The sequence below is a fragment of the Niallia sp. M35 genome, from assembly GCF_050971705.1.
Classification (GTDB): Bacteria; Bacillota; Bacilli; order Bacillales; family Cytobacillaceae; genus Niallia; species Niallia circulans_A.
Map to the genome: position 1 here is coordinate 26,037 of NZ_JBPCEP010000021.1, position 17,655 is coordinate 43,691.

Consider the following 17,655-nt stretch of genomic DNA (forward strand, 5'->3'; position numbering starts at 1 on the left):
CTACCATTTTAAACCGTATATGGTTATAATACAACCATGTATAGTTTTTGTTGAAGGAGTTTGATTATGATAAAAAATTTTAAATGTCAGTATTGTTATAATGAAGAAGTAGAGGATCTTACCTTTAATAAAGATAAAACTGGATATTGGTGTGAGGTATGTGATGGGTTTACTTTAGTTAATCAAAAGGATACAGGAAGGTATTTACTTATATTAGAAGATTCCTCTGGAAAAAACGAATCCATTGCATCTACTATTAAGTTTAAAAAGAGACTCTCACCTTTACGTTATCCTGGTGGTAAGAGTAAAATGGTCAATTACATATATAATCAACTCGATAATAAAAAAATGAATCACTTTGTTTCACCATATACAGGTGGTGGAAGTGTAGAATTCGCATTGTTAGAAGCGGGCGTTATTAACCACTTACATATAAATGATAATGATTTTGGTGTATATGCCCTTTATTGGGTAATTTTTAATATGCCATTTGCTTTAACGGAACGATTGAAAACATATACTCCTTCACGTGAGGATTTTTACAAAGCACAACTTACTATTAAGAAGGACTTTGACAAAATAAACATTGTAGAGGCAGCATGGAATACTTTGATTGTTAACAGGTTAGCTTATTCCGGAATATTTAATGCTAATCCACTGGGAGGAAAGAAAGGTACACCGCAACAATTAACTTCTAGGTGGAATCCAGATGAACTAATAAGACGAATAGAAAAATTACATTCCTTTTCAGACCAAGTAACGATAACTAATCAGGATGCTTGTGAAATGATTGAAGAGAGTTATTGGTGGGATCAAACTACTATTTTTATTGATCCCCCATATGTCAATAAAGCCTCTTCACTATATCGATGTTATTACAAAGAAGAGGATCACATTAAACTTAATTGTTTATTAGATACTTTATATCATGGTTTTGATGGTGCGGACTTAATTATAACTTATGACAATAATGAATGGCTGGAGAGCTTATATTTATACCCAACTGTTAAAGCTGTATCAAGAGCTTACACCATTTAAATATCAAGAACATTTTAAAATCGTCGATAATAATAGTAGATAAGAAAGGAGATTGTAAATTATAATGAGTTGGCCGTTTAGTAAAGAAAGATTATTTTTATATCTCTCATTTGTTATATATAGTTTTATAGTTATCTATGCTATTACATACATATATCCAAATTACTTTAATGAAACGATAGTTATATTCCTTGCTGTAATGTTTTTCAGCTATGGTGCATACTTGATATCCTGCTTAACTGGTGTTTATAAAAAGGTGCAGGAAATCGAGGGGGAAATTTATCGACAAGAAATTAAGAAAGCATATGCTCATTTCTACTCAGAAAAAAAGAGCGATATTAGGAATTCTGCTTCTTCAAAGGAAACGAAAGTGGAAAAAGAGGAATGGATAGAATTCGAGAAGGCTCAATGGTCTTGGAAAGGGAAAACCAACCGTGAATTAACAGCTGCAGAGAGGTATTTCAAAACTGAAAATAGTTTAAGACGGATAAATACTTTCGATAGGATTATAAATCTCATTTCTTCTCATTGTTACGGATTCTTTATTTTAGTTAATCCTCTCTATGCTTTTCTAACAACTATTCCAGTAGTTATCATTTCATTAGTACTATTTTTAATCTACAGAAAACTAAGAAAAAAATTACAGGAATTGTATATTGAAGTATACCCCGAAAATGTACGAGAGACATTGGAGAGTCTTGGTATAAAATAAAATCCCCCTTTAAGGGGGGATTAGGCTCTATGCCCACCAACCAATTTGGAACGGTGTACAGCTGTCCCTCCTGGAGTATAGGAGACTGCCCTTAGTAAAGAGGTGGGACCAAATTTATTTCTTAATTCGTCTACTACATAACCTATTTTTCGTTTTTTCCAACTATTAGTATCAAAAAGATCCAATTGCACTTCGTAATCATCTACGAGTTTGGACAAACTAACAGATATTTGTCTAACAATTTGTCCGCGATAATTTTCTCTCATAATATCCAAACATACCTTATATATATCCATGGTTGCATTAGTAGGATTTTCGATTGTTCTTGACCGATTAAATCCCCCACCATACTCATCTCGACTATATCCTAACCCAAAACTTATAGTGCGAACCGCATGATGATTTTTTCTTGCTCTTTTACATACCTCTTCGCACATTTCTAATACTACAGTTTCTATCTCTCTTCTTTCCTTGTAATCCCGAAGTAATATTTGACTTTTACCGTAACTGACTTGTCCAGCCATAATTGGTGAACCAATTTCGGATAAATCTATTCCCCAAGCATGATGAAACAATTGGTTTCCCAATATTCCAAACTTATTTTCCAGTAATTTTAAATCGTATCTAGCAAGTTGCCCTATAGAAAATATCCCCATACTGTTTAATGTTTTTTCAGTTCGCTTACCAATCCCCCACATTTCACTTAATGGTGATATTGGCCATAATTTCATTTGTACATCATTGAAAGTCCAAGTTGCAATACCACTATCCACCTTTTTAGCTTCTAAATCTAGACACAGTTTTGCCATAAGCATATTTGGACCGATTCCTACTGTACAGGGGAGTCCGAAATCACTGTAAATATCATATTGAATTTGTTTAGCTATTTCTTCTGGAGTGCCCCATTTATCAGAAGGGCCAAGTTCTAAAAAGCTTTCATCGATGGAGTAAACATGTACTTTATTAGGAGGTACATATCTATAAAATAACTTAATAATTTCTGTAGATACGCGGACAAATAAGGACATCGATGGATCCACTACAACAATACGAGGATCTTTTGGAATTTCAAACTTCCGAGAACCCGTTTTTATCTTAAAATCTCTTTTCATAGCAGGAGAGGCAGCAAGTACTATACTCCCCTCCCTCTCCATATTCCCTACTACAGCTAAGTGACAAGTAAGAGGGTCGAGACCTAATAATACAGCTGATACTGATGCATAAAATGACTTCATATCAACGGCTAGTATGTTTTTATGAGGAAACTGAGAGTAGTCGAACATAAACAATCACCTATTTTGTTATTTTACTTATCATTGAAAAAGGTAAATATAAAATTTCTTCTGTTGTATCTTTAACTAATCGAAAATGCTTGTTGTTGTAATCAATGAATATGGTTTTCCCTGTTATGATTGTCTCGCCTAATGCTAGGTGGTCAAAAACATAAAAAGAAACCGAAGAATTAGTTTCCATTGCATTATAAATTGTTTCTTCTTCAAGAAAAGAATAAGTCATTACTATCTCCTCCAATTAATATAAAAATTATATAAGAACTTATGTTCGATTACAATGTTATTTTCTTACTGGAATGTGTGATTTATACTATCGAATTTCAAATAATTGATATGATGAAATGAGAAAATGGAAGAAGAAGGTGAAATAAAAATACCTGTTATTGGAGAATTTAATTGAAGATGAATAGAGAATGTTAGAGGATTATCTATCTGTGATTTTAGATCCTAACGGATTGAAATTTTTGTAGTAAGGGTATATTATAATATATAAGAATTAAACTAAAAAACCAAGGAGCTACAACTCCTTGGACAACTACTTACGAGTGGTATGCTAAATAGTTATTTAGAAGACCCACCCTTTTGCTTCCTACGGCGCGGGGCGGGTTTTCGTTTGTTCTTCTTTTTGCTTGCAAAGCGATTTGCATAGCCTGCAGCAAGAGTAGTAAAAAAGATTTTTGCTACATCTTTGAGTAAGTCCAATACGAAATCCATTTGTATGTCACCTCCTTTCCCTCTTAGACAGGAAAAGAGTGCATACCACCCGCACCTATGTAGTTGTATCACCATTATATCACACCATTTTTCCATTAGGACAAACAAAACCCCTTACATTGTGTAAAGGGTGTTAAATGATAAATTTTTGAAAGCTAGCACTTCTCATAAAACCTTTAGAAGTTAAACATTGATATTTAATTTCGCCCTTTAGAAGAGGGTCTAAATATACAAAGTTCTTATCTTCTCCGATAATTAATTGTTTTGAAATTTTATAAAAGGCTTCCCTTTCCTTTTTGGGGACAAATTCCACAATTCCTCTTGATTGGTTCCCTTCTTTTATCAACCATCCAAAAGAGTTTTTTTTATATCCATAAATATTTCCTATTAAGAATTGGTAATTTTTGATTTTTTGGAAAGCGAAGGTTCGACTATCTAATATATATTTAGATGAGAGTTTTTTACTTACTATCCCTTCTAATCCTAGCTCCTTCACTTTATTAAATAAGGTTAGTCCATCGTTAAATGAGGTAGCTGCTGAAATTAGATGGTCATTATCAATAATCGAACTTAAGATATCTAATCTCTTTTCTAGGGGATCATGTATTGTAGATACTCCATTAAGGAAAAGAATATCAAATGCAACGAAGTGTACGGGGATAGCTTTCGCTAGAGAAACAATTTTATCTCTTTGAGACGCTTGAAATCGTGCCATTAGGCATTCGAAATTTGGTTTGGGTATTTCACCATTCTTATCAAGAACAATCACTTCTCCGTCCAATATACATGTTTGGACAGGCAAGTTTAAATTAAGTAATTCAATGTACTTTAATGTAACATCATTTCCATGTCTGGTGTAGATAGTGATTTTCCCATGATCGTAATGGAATAAAGCTCTATGTCCGTCAAATTTCAACTGATGTATATAATTTGAATCAGTTGATATAACCTCAGATGGTTGTAATAACATTGGTTTTAAAGGAGTGTTTAACACAGATTTTTCACCTCTTCTAATATCATAACAGAGACAGATTGGTCGATAAATAGAACGTTATTGTTAAAAGAGGAATAATGTGGTGACATAACCAAGGATAAGCCCTTCAGTTTATTAGAAGGACTTAAGTGTGGTGATTCATGCTTTAAGACTAATATATAACCATCCCGTCTATTTTATGCATTTGAAGTATGTATGATTGTATTAATTTTGATTACAGTTTTATCGTGGCGAAGAACATTGACTAAACATTGGTAATAATTTATAATTCAGTTATAAGCGGTGTAGTCATTGTTTTGTTCATAAAAAGGGAGAGGGCAGTTATGAATACGATACTTACATTCCTTAACGGTTTTGTTCAATACCGAAGGGGGAAACAGACAGGTTTAGCTGGATTATTAGGACTTATTATTTTTGTTTTGGCAGTTTACAGATGGGATATTACTTATCCAATTTTAGAATCGCTAAAAATTATTGATTTCTTTGATAATTTGGGTTTGATATATGAGGGCGAACCAGGAACGACGTTGTACGCAATAATGTTATTCTTATCAAGAGCAGCAATAGTAATAATGTTTTTCTTAGCAGTAGCTTTAATTCTAAGTTTATTTTTAATGATTATTGGATCTTCTAAGTTAGGCCAAAATTTATTAGCATACGTTGTATTAGTTATTATGACACCATTGGCAGTCTTGTGGATTATAGGATATGAGATTCTTCACTTATTGGGTTTCCGAACAAAAAAGGAAAAGGCAGAGGAGTCATATGAAAACTGGCATCAAGAGACTTTTGGAGAACATTCTGATAGATATAAGGAAGAGCAATTAAAGTATGAAGAGTCTCGTCTTTCCCCTTCTGATTTATTAAAAAAATACTGCACTACTTATTATATAGAGGATACAATTAGTCAGTTAAATAGATTGCCCATGTTTGGTGATACAGTTTTCATGCTAGGAGAAACCTATGATGGATCACTCTATATCTTAATGCCTGACCCTTTATTGAAATATAATAGAAAGATGGATATCGAATATAGGAGGAACTATTCTACTCCTATTAAAGCAGTACCATTTACTGTGAAAAATGTTGTGTTAGAAAAAAAAGATGATTCTAATATCATGAAATATAGACCAGAAAAAATGGTCATTTCTTTGAAGAAAAATCCCGAGTATAATGTAAATAGTGAATTAATTAAATATGAATTTTTAGTGGATATAGACTTTTTGGATATCAAGTCTTTTTATATGCCGGATCTTGATTTAAAAGACATTAAGCATTACATTAGCTCTTTCGGCAAAAGAAATGATTATCGAAGTTATTTAGAAGATAAGGTAGAAAAGTATTTTTCTCAAAAACAACATCTTTTAAATTTTTTATATAGAGACATATCAAGCGAAAAATTTCAAGAAGTTACTAATGACCTTAAAGAATTAAATGCAACAAATGAAGATATAGTTAAAATGATAAATGATTCTCCCAAAATACTAGGAGTGAATAATGAATAAAGAAACTTTAATAGAATTGTTAATTCCTCATAAAGAACATTTAACAACGGTAGGCAAGTGGGAAGAATATGCTTCAAAGCACAACCTACCATCCTATTACTCATTAAGAAAGTTCTTTAATGATTGGAACGAAATTAGAATCGCTTTAGGAACAGAGATAAAGGGAAAATATGATCGAAATAGCCTTATTCAAATCGGAAAGGAACATAAAGAGCACGCTAAAACAATAAGAATGTGGAAAGATTACTCTGCTAATCAAACACTAGATCTTCCGTCTCCTGGTCAGATTTTAACAGTATTTAAAGATTGGTCATCGTTTAAAAATGCCATTGGAGTAGAGAATGAAAGAACTCCGAAGTATACAAAGCAAAAAATAAAAGAAATTCTTGAAGAACATAATGAATTTTTTATTTCACGTTCTCAATGGGATATATATGCTTCTGAGAATAAATTACCAACTTATAAAACAATTAGAAATCATTATACGTACGATGAAATATTGGATATAGTAGGAAAGAAAAAAGTTTTTAATTTATCAAAAGAAGAACTAATAATACTTACATTAAAACCAGAGTATTTATACAAATTTCTCAATTCTACTAAAACAAAGTGGGATGAATTTGCAAGGGAAAATAATTTACCTTCTTCATATAAGTATATAAAAACTTTCGATACATGGTTAAAAGCAAAAGAAGAAATTGATAAAGCCTATCTAACAATGTCAAAAGGTACGGAATAATTACTTTACCGTACCTTCTATTTGTTTAACTATTTCCCAAGCGGAAGTTACAATAGAATATGTGGAATGGTGATGCTCCTCTGAGTGAGCGTACTCCGAGGGAGAAATACGAATTTCTATCCTTTTAGAAAGACCGTCTGAGTATTTTAATTCTAATAATACTCTATTAGAATTAGGACCAATCCCTTCTTTCGCTTCTTTGATTTTTAATCCCTCAATACTGCCGTTTCTTGAAATTCTGTTTATTATTTCCTTTACCACTAATTCTTTGTCCTCTTCTTTTGATTGGAATAAATCCTGTGAAAGAACTTCAATATCAAATGCAGAAGTAAAATAATCAATATTATCTTGTAATAACCCAGTCATAAAGTAGTTGATGACGTTTCTCTGAGGAGAAACGTCACTATGTTCATTTGGTTCATAAAAACCTAAGTCTAACTCCATGTCACCTTTTGCATTTTTTTCTGCCCACTCCATTGTCTTTTTTTGATATTCTTTATTAAATGATACTTCCTTAGCCACATTGTTTTGCATATCTTTTAAATCAACTGGAGTAAGTTTTTGACTGGAAGAAACATTGATATATATCGCAATACAGATTGTGATTATTGAGATACTGATAATCCAAATATAATGTTTTTTCATCATTTTTCTTCTTCCATAGCTGCACTTGCCAGCTCTTCTCTTAGTATTTTCCATTGGTTAGCAGTATTTGCTTGTTCCTTTTTAATTTCTATATATTCTTGTCTTAATGTGTCCTTATCCATGGTATTAGATTCATCTGTACTACTATTATTGGCACTTTCAATTGCTGTAAGTAATAATTGATGCGAACGATTGACTAAGACAATAAGATTTTGGTGTGCCTCAAAAAGTTCTGGATTAACATCTAGTGCCTCCACGTTGGAAACTAGTTCATTTGATTTTTTTATTGTTTCTTTCATTATTGTTGCAAATTGACTATTACTTACCTCATGGGTGTATAGTCCATCTAAAGAATTGTTAAAATTTGTTAAAATACTAGTCATTTCTGTTATAAATGTTTGTAACGATTCATCGTATTCAATGAGGTAGTCTATATTATCTTCTGTCACTTTTATATTAGCTTTAGAACTTGAAGAGCATCCACTTAAAATTATTACTAACGACAAAATTAGAAAAGAAAAACGTAGTTTACTAGTACCTTTCATATACTCACCCCTATAACTTAAAATTTGATGTATAAAGCGGGATTTTTAGCATTTGCTTTATTTGCAGTCCATGCTGGTGAATGGATTTCAAAATGCAAATGAGGTCCGGTGACGTTCCCAGTACTACCCATATATCCTAAAAACTGCCCTTGTTTTACTTTTGTACCGGCAGAAACAGCTCTATTTTGCATATGTGCATATACAGTTTCATATTTCTTACCACCTATTGTATGTTGAATGTAAACAACATTCCCATATGAACTACTTAGATAGGATCTATGAACGACACCATCTGCAGCAGCATATATTTTCACGTTTGATCTACCACCTAATCCAATATCTATACCATAGTGAGTAGCACCCCATCTTGCACCAAATCCAGAAGTAACTTTTCCTGTGGTAGGTCTAATAAAACTTCCTGGATTTAGTTCTGGTGAATCAGATCCACCGCTATAACTAGCGCTTGTTTTGAATTTTTCTGACCTAGCTAGTACATCGTTAACATACCAATCTGCATGGTTATATTGATAAATTGATTTTCTCTTATCTGTAGAGTAGCCGTTCTTTGAAAGATAATTTGCTGCGGTGAAAATAGCATCTTCTAAAGTAAATGGATCTGCCTTTCCATCATTATTACCATCTACTCCGTATCCTCCACCTGCTTTAATAACATTCAAATCTGTATAATTTGTAGTATTTGAAACTCTTCCCCCTCCAATATTGTATTTCCATCCTGCCCAAGTTGCAGGAAGAAATTGCATGTGACCAACAGCTCCTGCATAAGAAAGCATTGGTTTTATTGTACTGAAGGCTGTCTCCTTACTATGAATAGCGGCTAGTGTATACCAATGTACCCCATACTTTTTTTCTGCAGCAAGGTATATAGGCATGTATTGCGGAGGTACCCCAGCTCCAGGAATTATGTCACCATCATAACTGATATCATCAAACCCATATACGCCACCATTCCCTTTCAACCAATCTATATAATTTATATCTCCTTCAAGGAAGCTATAATTTGCTTCTATAAGCATCTTATCGTCCAAGCCCAGTCCCATTGAGTTTAATATTGCATCAAAATTCGCATAATCTTGTTTTACTTGTTTACTAGATTCAAAATATTGCTGTCTAGTTTTAGTTGTAGTTTTTACTTCTACAATTCTTTCAACTTTAACTGTCTTAGTTTTTAAAAGGTACACTTTAACATAACCTGAAGTGTTAATCTTATTTTTTTTCTGTCTGGTTTCTTCTGCTAGTAGTGATTTCCACGTTTTGCTGTTTGAATTATAAAATGGAAAGTAAGGATCTGACCTATCTACAAGATACATAGGGACTTCTAACGCTTTCCAATAGTCAACTTTTTTATTTTCTTTTATGGTTTTGTGGGTAATGACTGTATTTGATTTCCACGCTGTGACTTTGGGTTTATAGGTGAATATAGTTGAACCATTCCAATATTCTACAGAATTTAATTTGGTTACCATGTTTTTTGTATGTTGAACTTTCCCAACATTACATTCTTTACCTTCCTCACAAACAGTCACTTGCTTTTCTTTCCATTCATCATATTGACCATACTCAAATTCAGGAGCGAGTTTAGTAGCCATGTTTCTAATAATTTTTTTCGTTTGGGAAAGACTGTAATCTTTTTGCTCAAAAAAATCTAACATTATAGTTGAGGATATTAACCCTTCTGGTACACGATAAGGTCTTTCTAAATCACTATCCATATTCACAGTAGATTCGGATTGTTCCTTAATATACGCTTGAATTTTTGCATCATCACCACTTAAATTATCATCTGAAGTCCAAAAAAAGGATAATGCAACAGAGATGATAACAGTTACAATTATTATTCCTAAAGTTATTAAGATACCAGGAATACCTACTGTACCAATTAACCAAGCAAAAATCTGTTTTAGTACTTTTAATATTACTTTGGCTGCAACTTTTATGGCTTTTTTTGCAACCGCAGCAGCTTTTTGTTTAAATTTTTTACTGAAGGGTTTAGATAGTAATCTACCTAATCCCTTCATTCCATTTACTAATTTTTCATTTAAGGTTTCTTGAGTATTTTTGTTATCACTCATCACTTATCACCTTAAAGAACTAGTAAATGCCTTATTTCTATGCATTTCTAATTGCTTTCTTGCAAAATTACGTTTATTTGGTACAGCATATGCCATTAAATCTTCGGGTTTAAGTGAAGTTGTAAAGTCACTATCACTAAAAGAAGGAATTAATTTTTTATTTCGTACTTCACAATTAGCAGTTATTGTTTTATCATTTTGAACTCTTGCATCCCCTGGACCGTAAGGAGAAATACGATAAGTCGTTCCATTTCTAGTACCAGTCATATAACTTCTATTATGATCAATGACCATTTTGATGTTTTCCATTTCGTTTAAAGCATCTTTCATGTAATACTGTCCACTATCGACTAATTGATTGTAGCTTTGAACCTCTTGTACTACTCTTGGAGTCTTACTAGTGTTTCTATTGGTAAATAACTGGTTTGGATTTACATTAATTTTAGGTGCTGGTACTTTACCACCTCCACTGTCTAAAGAGTAGGAAGAACTTGCGGATAATAATTGACCGTCCCTAACAGTTAAATCTTGATAAACCACTTGGTTATTTTTCAGTCCAGAGTGACCTGAAGCCATACGCGAAACTACATGAGTTTGACCAGTTTTATCCCTAACTTGGACAACTGTATTCTTATTATCAGTTACCATTTGAATAGCCCCTTGTGCAATTTCAGTTTGGCCATTATCTAAAGTAACTGTTTGAGCCATATGTGCAACATCAGAAATTTCTTTTATTTGTTTATTAACTGCATTATTATATGGATTAAAACCTTTTAGACCAAAAGCCTTTGAGTTGCTCATACTTGGAGCGGCATATTTAGCCATCACTTGATAACCCCCAACTCCTGCAACCATACCACCAGCATAAGCAACAGCGTTTCGGAATTTCGCTTGCTTTTCTACCAAATTACTTGGAGTATATGTTTTAAAATCATTGGTAAAAGCCTTACTACCATCAATTAAGCTTTCCTTAGCTGCCGTCATTTTATCAGTTAAGCTTGTTAAATTTGGCTGTTTAGCAATATATGAAGTCGCCATTGCATTACCAAATGATTTAGTAGCATGACCAATTTTGGTATCTCCAACAAATTGACTTACCTCTTTAAGACCAGAGGCACCAACAACACCTTGTACTAATCCATTTCCTAGTCCAGCTGTAATACGTCCAGCTGAATTCTGAATAATTCTTTGTCCTAATGGAATGTTAGAAGGCATCGACTTTTGAACAGACGAAGTAATCTCTTGGGCTTTGCCACTTGAATCAAAGTTTTGATACGCTTGTGCGCGTGGTAGATTACTATTATTCGCAAAGGTCTCTCTAGCTTCATTTATTTTCATACTTGCTATTTGATTATTAACATAAGGAACATTCACTTCCTTACCAGAGTACATGGAAGTCCCTTTAACAGATGCAATTGAATCTTTTACATTATTAATAGAACTAATTGATTTTAACCCTTTATCAACTAACGATGGTGATGAAATACCTGTTTGAAGTTGTTGAGTAATAGCATTCATACCAGCTGTATTGTTAGAACTAATTCCCATTTCTTTTGCGATAGCTGAAGTTACTTTACTAATTTGAGAAGGAGTTCCATGAAGAACAGCATTGCTATTATCTCGGATAATATTACTAATACTTTGTTGTTTTTGTTGAACCTCAGAATTCCATGCTTTTTCTTTTTGTTGATTATGACTCGTTATCATTTCAGAAGTTGCATTGGCAGGAAGTGGATTAGACTTATCATAATTTTTCATGAAATTTTGTTTGTTGTTCTTTGCCCAACTAGATGCTAATACTTCAGTAGTATTGCTTACTTTTGAACTAGCACCTTGTACTGACGACAATCCAGTTTGTACTTGTGATGAAATAGCATTCATTTTACTACTATCAGAAGTACTAATTCCTAGTTCTTGTGCAATTGACTTTGTAACATTTTCTAGTGGAACATTTTTACCACTCATTATTGCGTTACTTTGGCTAGTTAAAATATTTCCAAGTTTTTGTTGCTTTTGTTGTACCTGGTTATCCCAAGCATTCTGTTTTTGTTGAGCATGGTTTGCTTTTACTTCAGATGTTGCATTATCTGGAAGTGGATTAGATTTATCATAATTTTTCATAAAGCTAGCTTTATTATCTTTAGCCCAACTGGATGTTAATGATTGAGTAGCGGTAGAAATCGGATTAGGTGAATACACATTATGAAGTTGATCACTTATTTGATCCATTTTTTCTGAGTTTTCGTTTACACCTATAATAGAACCGATATCTTTTGCCAATTGATTAGTAAATAGCTGATTTTTTTCTTGGCCATTTCTTAATTTCAAATTCCCATTGCCAAGAACATTAGCTATACTTTTCTGTTTATTATCAATTTCATTTTTCCATGCTTCTGCTTTAGCATTTGAGTGTGCAGATTTTTGTTCTGCAGTCGCATTTAAAGGTAAAGGATTTTTCTCATCATAATTTTTCATAAAGTTATCTTTGTTATCTTTAGCCCAATCTTTGGCAAGGTTTGTACTTGTTTTAGCAATAGCCTTTTGGGATATACCACCAGCCATTCTTTCGGCCATTCTTTTTTCAAAGTCCTCTTTATTTATATAACTATGATTTAGGGAAGCACCATTTCCGATATCATTAGCAACATCACTCGCTAAATTTTGTATCGAGCTTTCTTTTTCCTTTAATTGAGATTGCCATGCATTTTCACGAGCATTTTGATGGCGTGATATCTCCTCTTTACTTGCATTTTCGGGAAGAGGATTTTTCTGATCATATTCCTTCATAAATGGTTCTTTATTTTTCTCTGCCCATTTATTAGTTAGATTACTAGTTGCGTTTTTAACTAAAGAAGAAGCATTAGCATTTTTCCCTTCTTTGCTTTTCATACCCGCAACCATTCCTCTTGCTTCATTTAAAAATCCTGCTTTTTTTGAAGCTTTTTCATTATCCCAAGCTTTATTCACAGCTTCTTCATGGGCATCCGGGAAACGTTCTTTAAAGTCTTTTCTGAACCCTTCTTCATTTTCATTTGCCCATGCTGTAGCTTTTTCATCAGCAATAGTATTAGCTAGTTGTTCATCCGCTGCTTTATCAGCATTATTAATATCTTTAAAACCTTTAAGTCCACTTTTTAAAAGAGCTGAACCTCTGTTTGCTAATAATTGAGCACTTGCTCCACCAACTCTTCCTGCAAGTCCACCAGCAACACCGCCGGCATGAAAACCAATTGTTGAACCAGTTAGCACACCCATTGGTCCAAGAGCAGAACCAGCAAGGGCACCAGTAGCCCCAAATACAGCTTTACCACTTCTAGACAAAATGTTTCCTGGCTTTAACATTTTTTCAGCATTAGCAGTAGTCCCAGTATCTGTTCCTGTATTTCCTGCAAGAGTTTTTTTGATGTCACCTACTGTATCATTATCTTCTGATGATACATTGTCAGAGTCTTTTCCGTTACCTTTACCTTTGTTTTTAGCATTAAGGTATCCCCTTTTAATAGCATCTGTAACGGATGTACCTTCTAATGCCCCTTTAGCTGCTCCATACATACCAACTAAAGCGGACCCACCCATCATAGCAGCTGCTTTTGAGAAGCCATCATTCATTTTTCCTCCAAGACCTATTAAAGCTCTTAAAGATTCAGTTACTGGAATAAAGATAATCATTAGAATAACTGCTTCAATCGGATTTGCTGCACCAACCATAACAGCCATTATGAAATAAACGGCTGCATGAATAGATTGAACAAATATAGTGCCTACTAATTCTTTAAACCATGCCACTGTAATGGACTTTGTTTGAGGAATTAAGAAAAATACCAGCATCAAAGGACCGGTAATTAACAACAACATAAGTGTAAATTTCCGCATTGAATAATAGAAATAAGCCCATATACAAAGACCGACTTTTACAATCGTAATTGCTAAAACACCTAACACTCCACCTGGATATTTAGACATTTCTATAGCATTTTTTAAATTTAACAAGTCTACATCAGATCCAAATAATCCGACAATTGCCTGGTTAGTAAGAAACAAAATGGCATAAATTGAGTATAAGTTTGCGAATAGTACTGAAACTAATAATAATTCTTTAAAATACTCAATTACATAGGTTCTATTAGATGGATTGATACTGGTCGATGAAATTTTCATTGCTGCCATAATAATACTAATTAATAAAGCGGTAACTGCTAAGGCTGTGAAAATATTCATTCCTGGAGTGTAAACCTTAGTAATTTCATTTTCTGTAAAAGTTAAGAAAGCTAAATTTTCATCCCCTCCAAAAATCAAATTCTTTAATGTTGGGAGACTTTTAAAAGGCGATGCTATCCAATCACCCATAGCAGAAAAAAGTGAGGATATAAGTTCCTGGATTTTATTCAAAGCAAGATAACGCCTCCTTCCTAATAAAAACTACTAGCTTTTTGTTTTTGTCTTTGCATTGTTTCTTCATAAACCGCTTCATTGGATTCAATAAAGAATAATTCTTCTTTACTAGGATTCGTTCGTAACCATACAGATGATTTTCCGACTCGGAGAATTCCTTCTCCTTTATCCGGATTACCGAATAGAATGTTAATTTCTCCTTCAGATAAATCAAAATTTTCTCTTATAGCTTTTAAATCCAATTTGCTTTGTTTTAAAAACATAAAAGAGTAAGTGTTTTGTAGGATCCCCCTAGCTTTCTTATTTTCAACAAAACGAACAAAATCTTGACTTGCAAGTCTTAAACCAGCGTTCCGCTTACGAGAACGTCTTGCCATTTTCTCAAGAAAGTTAACAGTTTGCTCTGAATCTATTAAAGTCCAAGCTTCATCGGCATAAACAAATTTCTTTTTCTTTGCGTTATCCAAACTCTTAACAAAGTGTTCCCATGTATAGTTAAGGAGTACATGATAAGCAATAGGTCTTAAAAAGCCTTCTTCCATTTGACTAATATTGAAATTTACGAGTCTAGCATTTTCTAATGATTGAGTGACTCCCTTTCCTAAAAAAGTTTGTCCATCAAAAATAGGTTTACTACCAGTTCTTAAGAATGGTTTGATGGCAGCTATTAAGCGAAACGCCCTTGGTTCTTCGCCGTATTTTGTTATTAAGTATTCATTAACATCACTTATTGTTGGTTCTGGTTTTCTAACCCTCGATTGAACAAGATGATTATCGATAGTTCTTACATTGTTTTCAAATAAGGATTCAGGGTGTGAATTTATGTTTAATTTGTTATGAATAACATGCTGAAGTGCTTCTTCCAAATAGTTTCTTTCAAAGACATCTAAACCTTCAGCTTCTTGGTTTTTACCTCTACATATAATGTCAAAGAAATCGATTGCCTCATTGATTTTTTCTCGAATAGGTACAAATCGAATATAGATTTTCCCATCCTTTTCTATAATTTCCTTTTCGTCGCTTTCTTCTATTAAACTAAGTTCTTCATCTCCATCTTCAAAGGGAATATCAGAATAGTTTAATGCAAGAGGGTTGATACAGATATCTTCTTCTTCGTTAATATTTAAATTAATTCCACCTAAACGTTTTGTAATTTTAACAAATTCACCTTCAGGATCTATTAATCTAGCATATACATCTGCTCCGGTAAGTTCTCTTGCAATTAAGAGTTTAAGAGTAACGGACTTTCCGCTACCAGAAAATCCAGAAATAAACATATTATAATTATCAGGTCGAAAATCTTCATTTCCGAAACTATTTATAAATTCAAGTTGATCAGTAATTTTATTTATCCCAATAGGAACTCCACCCATGTACTTTCCACTTCCAGAAATAAAAGGCGAGAAAGTAGATAAAGCACGTCTATCTATATTTCTAAGAGAATCATGTATTTGGTTTTTTCCAAAGGGCAAGATACTTTTGAACCCCTTTTGGATCCTGCCCCATGTACTAGTTAATCCAAAGAAAGAACTACTTAATTCATCCTCTAAAGACTCACTAAAATAGTTTAATTGCTTCTCATTTTCTGCATATAACATGGCCAAAGTTCCAACATTAAACATATCATTTTCACCAAACTGTATTTCAGACATCAATAAGTCTGTATCTCTTATCTTTGCTGTTAAATCATTAATTTGGTCAATATTCCCTCTTTTCGTTTGAAAGGAGAGGTTAGATTCCAACATTGTAATTTGTCGCTGAAGAGTACGGATTGCATCTGATTTACCAACTTTATGAATATCAAGAAATACATCTACCTCTCCACTTGATAGTAAGGAATTGAGCCAATTGGTTTGCATTTTCCGTGGATATCCATCTCGAGGTATGTACATTGGTCTAAAATATGTTTTTGTACCTAATGATGTCTTTATAACCCCATAATCTTCCGACTCAATTTTTAAGCCTTCCGGAGAAATAATTTCCCACATTGTTGGTTTTGTATCAATTTGATAATCTATATCTTTTACTTCATTGCTTTTTTTATTTTTATTCCCTTTTGCTTTCTTACTAGTATTTTTTTTAGCTAGCTTCTTTTTCTCTTGCTCTCTCTCTTTCGTTTTCATTATCTTCATATTCCTGAATCGTCTCCTTTACTAAGTCAATATGAGAGTCTGTTTGATCTGCAGTTACATATAATGCATCCTTTTCTTGATTAACCAAATCTTTAAATCGGTTTTTTACAGCTTTACGACGATTAAATGTATAGTAAAGTAATTCATAAATACCTTCTGTTGGTAAAAGAGAGACATGTATATCGGCTTTTCGCAATTGATTTCTTGCTGAATTAACCCTTCTCATTAATTCAGCAAAAGCTTTATCTACAATTTTTTCTTCTAACTCTTCTTCAGAATCCGCGCTAATAGAGTTAACATTTATTTTATGAGTGAAAATCATATAAATTTTAGTTTCAAATCTTGGTGCAGATTTTTGCCATTCAACAATATCTGCAATCATCGCTTTTCCAAATGAAAGGGCAGCTTCATTTAAATCCTTGGATTCTTCCATTACTTTATTCATTGCTTCAATAGGCTCCGAAACATCAACGAATCTATTTTGGAGATAAACACTTACAGGATAATTAAGTGTTGCTGTCCAACTCTCAAAAGTCACATCAATTGCCTCTTGTTCAAATTGGCTTTTAAGAAAATAGTTAACAGGGTCTACTTCAGCGATTATAGAAAAAGAATAATCAGTATAATGAATAAGGTGATTAGATATATCTTTTACATCTGAGAATAACTCTTCGAATATTCTTGGATCTTCTTCGGCCTGAAGAGGATTATTCTTCCCTTTTTCATTATTTTTCTTATTTAACTTTATTGGTGTTGCTTTTTTTCCTCTACCTGGGATAATCGGTTCCTTCAGCATGATTTTCATGAAAACATATGCACCAACTGCAAAGAGCAGCATAATCAAAAGAGTTCCCACT

At 33.0% G+C, this 17,655-nt stretch carries 14 protein-coding genes; 4 read left to right on the forward strand and 10 right to left on the reverse strand.

Annotation, left to right across the window (positions count from 1 at the left end; all coding sequences use genetic code 11):
* Positions 1-66: 66 nt before the first annotated feature.
* A complete protein-coding gene (locus NiCM35_RS23390) occupies positions 67-1,038 on the forward strand; it encodes a DNA adenine methylase (protein WP_152112354.1) in 972 nt (323 codons plus the stop codon).
* A gap of 64 nt (positions 1,039-1,102) precedes the next feature.
* A complete protein-coding gene (locus NiCM35_RS23395) occupies positions 1,103-1,750 on the forward strand; it encodes a hypothetical protein (RefSeq protein WP_152112355.1) in 648 nt (215 codons plus the stop codon).
* A 20-nt stretch (positions 1,751-1,770) separates the two neighbouring features.
* On the opposite strand, the gene NiCM35_RS23400 is transcribed toward NiCM35_RS23395, so the two are convergent.
* The 4 genes from NiCM35_RS23400 to NiCM35_RS23415 all read right to left on the reverse strand — a co-directional run bounded on the left by NiCM35_RS23400 (position 1,771) and on the right by NiCM35_RS23415 (position 4,750).
* Positions 1,771-3,033 carry a Y-family DNA polymerase gene (locus NiCM35_RS23400; protein ID WP_152112356.1) on the reverse strand — a complete coding sequence of 421 codons (1,263 nt, stop codon included), beginning with the start codon at positions 3,031-3,033 and terminating at the stop codon, positions 1,771-1,773.
* A 10-nt stretch (positions 3,034-3,043) separates the two neighbouring features.
* The gene (locus NiCM35_RS23405; protein WP_016204233.1) at positions 3,044-3,265 is read right to left on the reverse strand and encodes a hypothetical protein; all 222 of its coding nucleotides are present in this window, start codon (positions 3,263-3,265) and stop codon (positions 3,044-3,046) included.
* Between the two features lie 338 nt (positions 3,266-3,603).
* On the reverse strand, positions 3,604-3,756 hold the full coding sequence (locus tag NiCM35_RS23410; protein WP_162837595.1) for a hypothetical protein: 153 nt from the start codon (positions 3,754-3,756) through the stop codon (positions 3,604-3,606).
* 133 nt (positions 3,757-3,889) lie between these two features.
* Positions 3,890-4,750: an ATP-dependent DNA ligase gene (locus NiCM35_RS23415; protein WP_152112357.1), complete on the reverse strand. Its 861-nt coding sequence runs from the start codon at positions 4,748-4,750 to the stop codon at positions 3,890-3,892.
* 323 nt (positions 4,751-5,073) lie between these two features.
* Between NiCM35_RS23415 and NiCM35_RS23420 the strand changes: the two genes are divergently transcribed.
* Positions 5,074-6,255: a hypothetical protein gene (locus NiCM35_RS23420; protein ID WP_152112358.1), complete on the forward strand. Its 1,182-nt coding sequence runs from the start codon at positions 5,074-5,076 to the stop codon at positions 6,253-6,255.
* Positions 6,248-6,994 carry a hypothetical protein gene (locus NiCM35_RS23425; RefSeq protein WP_152112359.1) on the forward strand — a complete coding sequence of 249 codons (747 nt, stop codon included), beginning with the start codon at positions 6,248-6,250 and terminating at the stop codon, positions 6,992-6,994. Before NiCM35_RS23420 ends, NiCM35_RS23425 begins: the two co-directional genes overlap by 8 nt.
* Here the strand turns inward: NiCM35_RS23425 and NiCM35_RS23430 are convergent, their stop codons facing one another.
* From NiCM35_RS23430 to NiCM35_RS23455, 6 genes are read right to left on the reverse strand one after another with little or no spacing between them, the layout of a single operon-like run.
* Positions 6,995-7,642, reverse strand: coding sequence for a hypothetical protein (locus NiCM35_RS23430; RefSeq protein WP_152112360.1), 648 nt, complete (start codon positions 7,640-7,642; stop codon positions 6,995-6,997). It abuts the gene before it with no gap.
* Positions 7,639-8,184, reverse strand: coding sequence for a hypothetical protein (locus tag NiCM35_RS23435; protein ID WP_152112361.1), 546 nt, complete (start codon positions 8,182-8,184; stop codon positions 7,639-7,641). The genes NiCM35_RS23430 and NiCM35_RS23435 overlap by 4 nt, the downstream gene beginning before the upstream one ends.
* Positions 8,185-8,201: 17 nt before the next feature.
* Positions 8,202-10,274, reverse strand: coding sequence for a peptidoglycan DD-metalloendopeptidase family protein (locus NiCM35_RS23440; protein ID WP_226793379.1), 2,073 nt, complete (start codon positions 10,272-10,274; stop codon positions 8,202-8,204).
* Between the two features lie 6 nt (positions 10,275-10,280).
* Complete coding sequence (locus tag NiCM35_RS23445) at positions 10,281-14,663, reverse strand: hypothetical protein (protein ID WP_053215801.1); 4,383 nt, start codon at positions 14,661-14,663, stop codon at positions 10,281-10,283.
* Between the two features lie 20 nt (positions 14,664-14,683).
* Complete coding sequence (locus tag NiCM35_RS23450; protein ID WP_047944562.1) at positions 14,684-16,798, reverse strand: VirB4 family type IV secretion system protein; 2,115 nt, start codon at positions 16,796-16,798, stop codon at positions 14,684-14,686.
* Positions 16,746-17,654, reverse strand: coding sequence for a hypothetical protein (locus NiCM35_RS23455; RefSeq protein ID WP_016204244.1), 909 nt, complete (start codon positions 17,652-17,654; stop codon positions 16,746-16,748). Before NiCM35_RS23455 ends, NiCM35_RS23450 begins: the two co-directional genes overlap by 53 nt.
* Position 17,655: the final 1 nt, after the last annotated feature.